Annotated in this window: 11 protein-coding genes; 7 read left to right on the forward strand and 4 right to left on the reverse strand. The window is 63.1% G+C overall.

The features are described 5' to 3' along the window. Positions 1 to 299: 299 nt before the first annotated feature. The gene (gene rpmF, locus EOA38_RS22885; protein ID WP_126091519.1) at positions 300 to 482 is read left to right on the forward strand and encodes a 50S ribosomal protein L32; all 183 of its coding nucleotides are present in this window, start codon (positions 300 to 302) and stop codon (positions 480 to 482) included. 235 nt (positions 483 to 717) lie between these two features. After that, positions 718 to 1119, forward strand: a complete 402-nt coding sequence (locus tag EOA38_RS22890) for a hypothetical protein (RefSeq protein WP_042641631.1) — start codon at positions 718 to 720, stop codon at positions 1117 to 1119. Between the two features lie 135 nt (positions 1120 to 1254). On the opposite strand, the gene EOA38_RS22895 is transcribed toward EOA38_RS22890, so the two are convergent. Continuing rightward, positions 1255 to 1773, reverse strand: a complete 519-nt coding sequence (locus EOA38_RS22895; protein ID WP_126091520.1) for a helix-turn-helix domain-containing protein — start codon at positions 1771 to 1773, stop codon at positions 1255 to 1257. A gap of 91 nt (positions 1774 to 1864) precedes the next feature. Here EOA38_RS22895 and EOA38_RS22900 point away from each other — a divergent pair, with 91 nt between their 5' ends. From EOA38_RS22900 to EOA38_RS22915, 4 genes are all read left to right on the forward strand, one after another. Further along, positions 1865 to 2686: an alpha/beta hydrolase gene (locus EOA38_RS22900; protein ID WP_127300319.1), complete on the forward strand. Its 822-nt coding sequence runs from the start codon at positions 1865 to 1867 to the stop codon at positions 2684 to 2686. Positions 2687 to 2774: 88 nt separating this feature from the next. Continuing rightward, a complete protein-coding gene (locus EOA38_RS22905; RefSeq protein ID WP_127300320.1) occupies positions 2775 to 3446 on the forward strand; it encodes a glutathione S-transferase family protein in 672 nt (223 codons plus the stop codon). A gap of 6 nt (positions 3447 to 3452) precedes the next feature. Continuing rightward, positions 3453 to 3788 (forward strand): metalloregulator ArsR/SmtB family transcription factor, encoded by a 336-nt coding sequence (locus EOA38_RS22910; protein ID WP_127300321.1) that lies wholly within the window; start codon positions 3453 to 3455, stop codon positions 3786 to 3788. Positions 3789 to 3798: 10 nt separating this feature from the next. Further along, positions 3799 to 4263, forward strand: coding sequence for an SRPBCC family protein (locus EOA38_RS22915; protein WP_127300322.1), 465 nt, complete (start codon positions 3799 to 3801; stop codon positions 4261 to 4263). 23 nt (positions 4264 to 4286) lie between these two features. Here the strand turns inward: EOA38_RS22915 and EOA38_RS22920 are convergent, their stop codons facing one another. The 3 genes from EOA38_RS22920 to EOA38_RS22930 form a co-directional block, all read right to left on the reverse strand. Then, the gene (locus EOA38_RS22920) at positions 4287 to 4562 is read right to left on the reverse strand and encodes a metalloregulator ArsR/SmtB family transcription factor (RefSeq protein WP_126091525.1); all 276 of its coding nucleotides are present in this window, start codon (positions 4560 to 4562) and stop codon (positions 4287 to 4289) included. A 31-nt stretch (positions 4563 to 4593) separates the two neighbouring features. After that, positions 4594 to 5841 (reverse strand): MFS transporter, encoded by a 1248-nt coding sequence (locus tag EOA38_RS22925; RefSeq protein WP_127300323.1) that lies wholly within the window; start codon positions 5839 to 5841, stop codon positions 4594 to 4596. Between the two features lie 102 nt (positions 5842 to 5943). Next, positions 5944 to 6138, reverse strand: coding sequence for a DUF1192 domain-containing protein (locus EOA38_RS22930; RefSeq protein ID WP_126091527.1), 195 nt, complete (start codon positions 6136 to 6138; stop codon positions 5944 to 5946). Between the two features lie 107 nt (positions 6139 to 6245). Here EOA38_RS22930 and EOA38_RS22935 point away from each other — a divergent pair. Beyond that, positions 6246 to 7107 (forward strand): NAD(P)H-quinone oxidoreductase (locus tag EOA38_RS22935; protein WP_145966034.1); only part of this gene is annotated, 862 nt, incomplete at its 3' end.

Below are 7107 nucleotides of genomic sequence, written 5' to 3' on the forward strand. Positions count from 1 at the left end.
CACGTACTTGAAGTACGCTCCGCTCCGGCCTTCGCCGGCCGAAGCCCTCATAAGGGTCTCCGCTCCATGAAGGCTACGGCCGGCGTAGGCCGGTTCTCGGAAGCCACCGTTCTCGGCTCGGCCTGACCTGAATCTCGACACACCTAGCTCTTTTGCTGGTTCGGCAAAAATTTTTGCCACAGCGCTGGCCAAAATGGCGCTAGGCGTGTATAGGCACCCGACTTTCTCAGATTATGGCCTCGATGCGGCCCTTTCGCGAGGGTTCACGGGGCATTTTGACCATGTAGTGGAGCATATCCATGGCCGTTCCAAAAAGAAAAACCTCTCCGTCGAAGCGCGGAATGCGCCGCTCGGCCGACGCCATCAAGGCCCCGACCTATGTCGAGGACAAGAATTCCGGCGAAATGCGCCGCCCGCATCACATCGACCTGAAGACCGGCATGTATCGCGGCCGCCAGGTCCTGGAGCCGAAGGAAAGCTGAGAAGCTTCCACGGTTTGTGACGTTTTCAAAGACCGGCCTCTGGCCGGTCTTTTTGCGTTCGATAGATGGTTGATGAATTTCGGAGTGGATCGCGCAGGCTGCGGCAAGGTAAGGGCAACCGGCTGACATCCTTATTTCATTAGGTCTTAGAGCGTGTTCGACGCCGGCCGCGAAAGACCTTGACGGCGTCTCTGCCGCGGATTTTACAAAAGGGTGCCCCATTGGAGACGCCCAGATGTTCGGTGCCATCCCGCTGCTCATCGTGCCTTTCGTCCTCTACAATCTCGGACTGCTCGGGCTGTTCGGCGGCGGCGACGATCCATGGATGACCGAAATGTTCTCGTTCCGCATGATGTCGGGCGGCGTCTTCTCGATGACGCTCGGCGACCTGATGGTGCTGATCGGGCTGATCTTCCTGTTCATCGAGATCTCAAAATCGGTGCGCACCACCAATGCATCGATCCTGGATCATCTGTTGTCGACGCTGGTCTTCATCGCGTTCCTGGTCGAGTTCCTGCTGGTGAAGGGTGCGGCGCATTCGGTGTTCTTCACGCTGATGATCATCGCGCTGTTCGATGTGCTCGCCGGCTTCTCGGTGTCGATGCGGTCGGCCAGCCGTGACATCAATCTGAACTAAGGCACCCGGCGACCTGCGGCGCTAAAGCGCGTCGCGATCTTTCAGATTCGCTCCGTGCGCTTTAGGTTTTTGATTCTACGTATGTCTTTGTCCCGAAACCGGTTCCCACTTTCGGGAGACATGCTTTAGGCGCGGTCAGCCTGCAGCGGCCTCGGCCTTGCGGGCGACCGCCGCTTCATAGGCAGCCTGCAGTTTCTGGCGCACGGTCGGCGTGCCCGGCGGCGTCTTCACCGGCGCGCCGAGATGCTCGTGGCGCAGTTCGTCCATGAACTGCTCCCACAGCGGCGGGCCGCCTTTTTCGAGCAGCTCGGCGCGGATCGAAAGCTCCTCGCTGACCGGCAGCCATACCCGTCCCCAGGCGCCGAGATGCGCCATGATCGGCACCAGGGTGATCGCCATCTCGGTCAGGCTGTAGATCGCCTTCTGCTTGTGGCTGGGATCGTCGGCCTTGGTCAAAAGGCCCAGCTCCATCAGCCGCTTCAGCCGGTCGGCCAGGATGTTGGAGGCGATGCCTTCCAGCGATCCGTTGAGCAGCTCGCGGAAATGGCGCCTGCCGCCGAAGATCATGTCGCGCAGGATGATCAGGCTCCAGCGGTCGCCAAAAACCTCGAGCGACAGATTGATCGGGCAGCCGGACCGGCGGTCAATGCTCATGACAGTCTCCAAAAAACCAGTTGCATTATGATATCGGTTTGATTATCGTGCAACTGATTGCAAAATGCAATCAGATTGGGAGAAGAGAACGATGACCGCTTTGCCGCGCCCTGAAATCGTCTCGGAGACCTTCGGCGATCCGGCCGATCCAGCGATCCTTTTGATCATGGGCGCCATGGCTTCGATGCTGTGGTGGCCCGAGGCCTTCTGCCGGCAGCTCGCCGGGCACGGTCGCTTCGTCGTCCGCTACGACAATCGTGATACCGGCCAGTCGACCAAATACAGGCCGGGCACGCCGCCCTATGCGTTCGAGGACATGGTCGACGATGCCATCCGCGTGCTCGACGATCACAATATCGGTAGGGCGCATGTCGTCGGCATGTCGATGGGTGGCATGATCGCGCAGATCGTGGCGCTGAAATATCCGACGCGCGTCAGCGCGCTCACGGTGATCTCCAGTTCGCCGCTCGGCGTCGATACGTCTGGTTTGCCCGGCACAAGCCAAGCCTACAAGGAGCACTCGGCGGAAGGCGCCGATGTCGATTGGTCGGATCGGGATCAGGTGCTTCGTTACATGGTGAAGGACGCGCGGGCGCTGGCGAGCAGCCGGCACTCGTTCGATAAGGAACGCGCACGCGCGGCGATCGAGGAGGACTACGATCGCTCCGGGGGCCTCGCCAGCGCCACCAATCATTTCCTGCTCAAGGGTGGTCCGGAGCGGCGGATAAAGGATTTGGCGGTGCCGTTGCTCGTTATCCACGGCGTCGCCGATCCGATCTTCCCGATCGAACATGGCGAGGCGCTTGCCGATGCGGTTCCCGGCGCCAGGCTGTTGCGGATCGAAGGCGGCGGGCACGAGCTGCACCGCAACGACTGGCCGCAAATCATCGAAGCCATCGCGGCGCATCGCTAACCGCGAGGATCAACCTTGACTCTGGTGGTCTATGAAAATAGTTAAGTGATCACTTCAGTATTAAGCGCGCCCGACGACAGGAGAAAAAATGTCCCTGACGCTGCATTTCCATCCGCTCGCTTCCTTCTGCTGGAAGCCGCTGATCGCGTTCTACGAGAACGACACGCCCTTTACGCCGGTGATCGTCGATCTCGGCGACGAGCAATCGCGCGCGGCTTTCCTGAAGGTTTCGCCGACAGGCAAGATGCCGGCCCTACGCGACGATGCGCGCGACCGCACGGTACTGGAATCGACCATCGTCATCGAATATCTCGCCGCTTACTATCCTGGGCCGGTCGAGCTTATCCCCGCCGACATCGACCTCGCCATCAAGGTTCGCCAGTCCGACCGCTTCTACGACTTCTACGTGCAGGAGCCGATGCAGAAGATCGTCGGCGACCGGCTGCGGCCGCAAGACAAGACCGATCCATTCGGGGTCGAGCAGGCGCGCCAGCAGCTCCGCAATTCCTACGCCATCATCGAACAGGAGATGAGAGGGAAGGAGATGCGGGGAAAGACTTGGGCGGTCGGCGAGACCTTCACCATGGCCGACTGCGCGGCCTCTCCGGCGCTGTTCTATGCCAACAAGGTCGAGCCGTTCGGCGACAGATTCCCCACCGTGAAACGCTATCATGATCGCCTGCTCGAGCGCCCCACCTTCGCCCGCGTGATCGAGGAGGCGCAGCCCTATTTCAAGTTCTTCCCCTACAACAACGGTTAGAGCGAGATGCTGCACGATCCCGCCCAGCTCGACCTGATGTTCCAGGCGCTCGCGGATCCCGCGCGGCGCCAGATGGTGGAACGGCTGTCACGCGGACCGGCCTCGGTCAGTCAGCTGGCGGAGCCGCTGGCGATGTCGCTGTCGGCCGTCGTCCAGCATCTCAACGTCCTCGAGGCGAGCGGCCTGGTGAGCACCGAGAAGCTTGGCCGGGTGCGCACCTGTCGGATCGATCCGAAGGCGCTCAGGGCCGCCGAGCACTGGATCAACGAGCGGCGGCTCGCCTGGGAGCGCCGGCTCGACCGGCTTGGCGAATATCTTTCGGAAACCAAGCTAGAAACCTGAGGGATATGTCATGACCGAACGATCCGTCGTCCACTCCACCTTTGTCATCGAGCGCGTCTATCCGGCGGCGCCCGAAAAGGTCTATTTCGCGCTGAGCGATCCGACGGCCAAGAAGCGCTGGTTTGTCGATCCGGACAATCCGCAGCCCAACCGGCACGAGATGGACTTCCGCGTTGGCGGCAAGGAGGTGAATGCCGGCTGCCCGAGCGACGGGCAGATGCATTTCTACAACGCGGTCTACCAGGACATCGTGCCGAACCGGCGCATCGTCTACAGCTACGAGCTGTTGTTCGGCGAAACCCGGGTCTCGGTGTCGCTTGCGACGATCGAGCTCATCGCGGAAGGCAAGGGCACGCGACTTATCCTGACAGAGCAGGGAGCCTTCTTCGACGGCCACGATAAGCCGGGCACACGCGAGCATGGCACGGGCGAACTGCTCGACGCGCTTGGGGCGGCGCTGCAGGCAGCGAACTGAGGCCTCCGGCTGGTGGCCAGCGATCACTCTCCAGGCGACAGTTCCCAGAACTGGTCCAGCCAGACGTTGAGCCTGAGGAAGCCGGCGCTGCTGACGGCGTAGACGCGTCTGGTGCCCTCCGCCCTGGCCTTGACCAGGCCGGCGTCGAGCAGGACCTTCAGATGCTGCGAAACGGCCGGGCGTGAAACGGGCAACCCGGCTGCCAATTCGTTCACCGTCTTGGGACCGCGCCGGAGCTCTTCCAAGAGATAGCGCCGGTTGGGATCGGCTATCGCCACGAAGGCGTCGGAAAACATCATGCCTTATTTGTGGGGCAAAGTTCTCCAAATCTCAACTGTCGGTTTCAACCTTTGTGCGCGGATCGAGCCGCAAGGCTTCCGGCGTGACCGCACGATCGGCCGGCTGCGTCTTGAAGGCATCGCGGTTTTCGATCGGAACCGGCGCGCGGGCGCGGATGCGCAGCAGCGTGTAGCCGGTGAGAGCGAGATGGGCGAGCGCGGTTGCAAGGAAGAGGCCTTCCGGCCGCAGCCAGCCCATCAGGGCGGCCGCAAGCAGCGGTCCGATCATCGTGCCGAAGCCGTAGAGCAGAAGCAGGCCACCCGAAACCTTGACGAAATCCTCCGACCGCGCGTGGTCATTGGCATGCGCGACGGCGATCGAGTAGAGCGTGTAGGCGAAGGCGCCATAGGCGGCGGTCAGCACGATGACGAAGACGCCCGAATGCGGCTCGATCAGGAAGATCAGCACCGCGAAGAGCGCCGCGCCGAAGGCGGCGCCAGCGAGCACGAAGCGGCGGTCCGTCGTGTCGGAAAGCCGCCCCGCGGGAAGCTGCATGGCCGCGCCGGCGACAACCACCAGGCTCATCATCAGCGCGATCTCGGCGGTGGAGATGCCGATACGGGCGCCATAGACGGCGCCGAGCGTACCCCAGGCGCCATTGGCGATGCCGATCAGAAGGCAGGCCACCGCCGAGACCGGCGAATTGGCATAGAGTCCTTTGACGTCGAGCTTGACGTCCTGCAGCGGCTTCGGATGCGACTGCGTCGAGACGGCGGTCGGAATGAGCGACAGGCAGAACAGGATGCCGGTGATCATGAACAGCGAGGCCGATTTCACGTCGCCGCCGGCGACGATCATCTGGCCGCCCATGATCGAGGCATAGGTGACCATCATATAGAGGCCGAAGACGGTGCCGCGGTTCTCGTTGGTGGCCTTTTCGTTGAGCCAGCTTTCGATGACCATGAAGGCGCCGGCCATGGTGAAGCCGGTGAAGGCGCGCAGCAGGATCCAGAAATACTCGTCGATGATGAGACCGGTAAGCAGCGCGATGATCGCCCCCGAGGCGGCAAAGGCGCCGAACGCTCTGACATGGCCGGCGCGGCGAACAAGGCGCGGCGCGAAGAAGCAGCCGGTGACGAAGCCGCCGGCCCAGGCCGTGCCCATCAGGCCGAGCGAGGCGGTCGAGAATCCCTCCATTTGCCCGCGCAGCGGCAGCAGCAGGCCGTGCAGGCCCGACGCCGCCAGCAGGAACGCGGTGCCGCGCAGCAACGAGAGGATCGGTCGGTAGGTCGCGAACATGGGCTGATCCGGCTGGAAATTTCGAAGCGCAGGTCTGTTTCGGAGCGAAGGTCTGGCAGCCGCTTTCAGGCTTTTCCGGGGCAGACGGGCACGACGCCGGGATTATCCGCGGCGAAACAGCGCCTCGGCAGCTGATTTGGTAGTGCCCTTGGCTGTCCGCTCGGCTTCCAGCCTGGCGATTTCATCGCGCAGCAGGGCAATGCGCTCGGACAATTCGTCGACGGACAGCAGCGAGAGATCCTGGCCGATCTCGTGCGGGCGCGGCTTCTTCTTGGGTTCGTCGTCGAAGATCGCCATCGTCGCTCCTCCCTCACTTGGCCATTTGCCTGATTTGGCAATCAGCATACATAGGGCAAGGGCGCCGATGCAAATAGCCGGCCAACGGCACAAGGAGACGGGACACCATGGCAAGCGGACAGAAGATTCCGGCGAAGATGACGGCCATCGCGATCTCGCAGCCGGGCGGCCCCAGGGTGCTGAAGCCCGAGACGCGCGACGTGCCCACGCCAGGTCCCGGCGAAATCCTCATTCGCGTGCACGCCGCCGGCGTCAACCGGCCGGACGTGCAGCAGCGCAAGGGCGTCTATCCGCCGCCGCCTGGCGCCTCGGACCTGCCGGGTCTCGAGGTGGCCGGCGAAGTGGCCGTGCTCGGCGACGAGATATCGCGCTGGCGCATCGGCGATCGGGTCTGCGCGCTGACGCCCGGCGGCGGCTATGCCGAATATGTCAAGGTCCACGCCGGCAGCGTGCTGCCGATCCCGGCCGGCTTCACCTATTCGGAAGCCGCCGCCGTGCCGGAGAACTACTTCACCGTCTGGCACAATGTATTCGAGCGCGGCGGGTTGAAGAAGGGCGAGACGCTGCTCGTCCATGGCGGCTCGTCCGGCATCGGCACCACGGCCATCCAACTGGCCTCGGCGTTCGGCGCCTATGTCGTCACCACGGCCGGCAGCAAGGAGAAGTGCGACGCCTGCCTGAAGCTCGGCGCCGACCGGGCGATCAACTACCGGGAGCAGGACTTCGTCGCCGAAGTCAAGGACGCAACCGGGGGCAAGGGCGCCGACGTCATCCTCGACATGGTGGGCGGCGACTATGTGGCGCGCAACTACGATGCGGCGGCGATCGAAGGGCGCATCGTCCAGATCGCGGTGCAGGCCGGCGCTGTCGCAAGCGCCGACTTCGCAAAGCTCATGGTCAAACGCCTTGTCCATACCGGTTCGACGCTGCGCCCGCGCACCGTCGAATTCAAGGCGGCCATCGCGGCCG

Origin of the sequence: Mesorhizobium sp. M1E.F.Ca.ET.041.01.1.1 (assembly GCF_003997355.1) — a bacterium.
Lineage (GTDB): Bacteria > Pseudomonadota > Alphaproteobacteria > Rhizobiales > Rhizobiaceae > Mesorhizobium.

Excerpts from the sequence above, each read along its gene's own strand:
- rpmF (WP_126091519.1), top strand. The coding sequence starts at position 300 with ATGGCCGTTCCAAAAAGAAAAACCTCTCCGTCGAAGCGCGGAATGCGC.
- EOA38_RS22890 (WP_042641631.1), top strand. The coding sequence starts at position 718 with ATGTTCGGTGCCATCCCGCTGCTCATCGTGCCTTTCGTCCTCTACAAT.
- EOA38_RS22895 (WP_126091520.1), bottom strand. The coding sequence starts at position 1,773 with ATGAGCATTGACCGCCGGTCCGGCTGCCCGATCAATCTGTCGCTCGAG.
- EOA38_RS22900 (WP_127300319.1), top strand. The coding sequence starts at position 1,865 with ATGACCGCTTTGCCGCGCCCTGAAATCGTCTCGGAGACCTTCGGCGAT.
- EOA38_RS22905 (WP_127300320.1), top strand. The coding sequence starts at position 2,775 with ATGTCCCTGACGCTGCATTTCCATCCGCTCGCTTCCTTCTGCTGGAAG.
- EOA38_RS22910 (WP_127300321.1), top strand. The coding sequence starts at position 3,453 with ATGCTGCACGATCCCGCCCAGCTCGACCTGATGTTCCAGGCGCTCGCG.
- EOA38_RS22915 (WP_127300322.1), top strand. The coding sequence starts at position 3,799 with ATGACCGAACGATCCGTCGTCCACTCCACCTTTGTCATCGAGCGCGTC.
- EOA38_RS22920 (WP_126091525.1), bottom strand. The coding sequence starts at position 4,562 with ATGATGTTTTCCGACGCCTTCGTGGCGATAGCCGATCCCAACCGGCGC.
- EOA38_RS22925 (WP_127300323.1), bottom strand. The coding sequence starts at position 5,841 with ATGTTCGCGACCTACCGACCGATCCTCTCGTTGCTGCGCGGCACCGCG.
- EOA38_RS22930 (WP_126091527.1), bottom strand. The coding sequence starts at position 6,138 with ATGGCGATCTTCGACGACGAACCCAAGAAGAAGCCGCGCCCGCACGAG.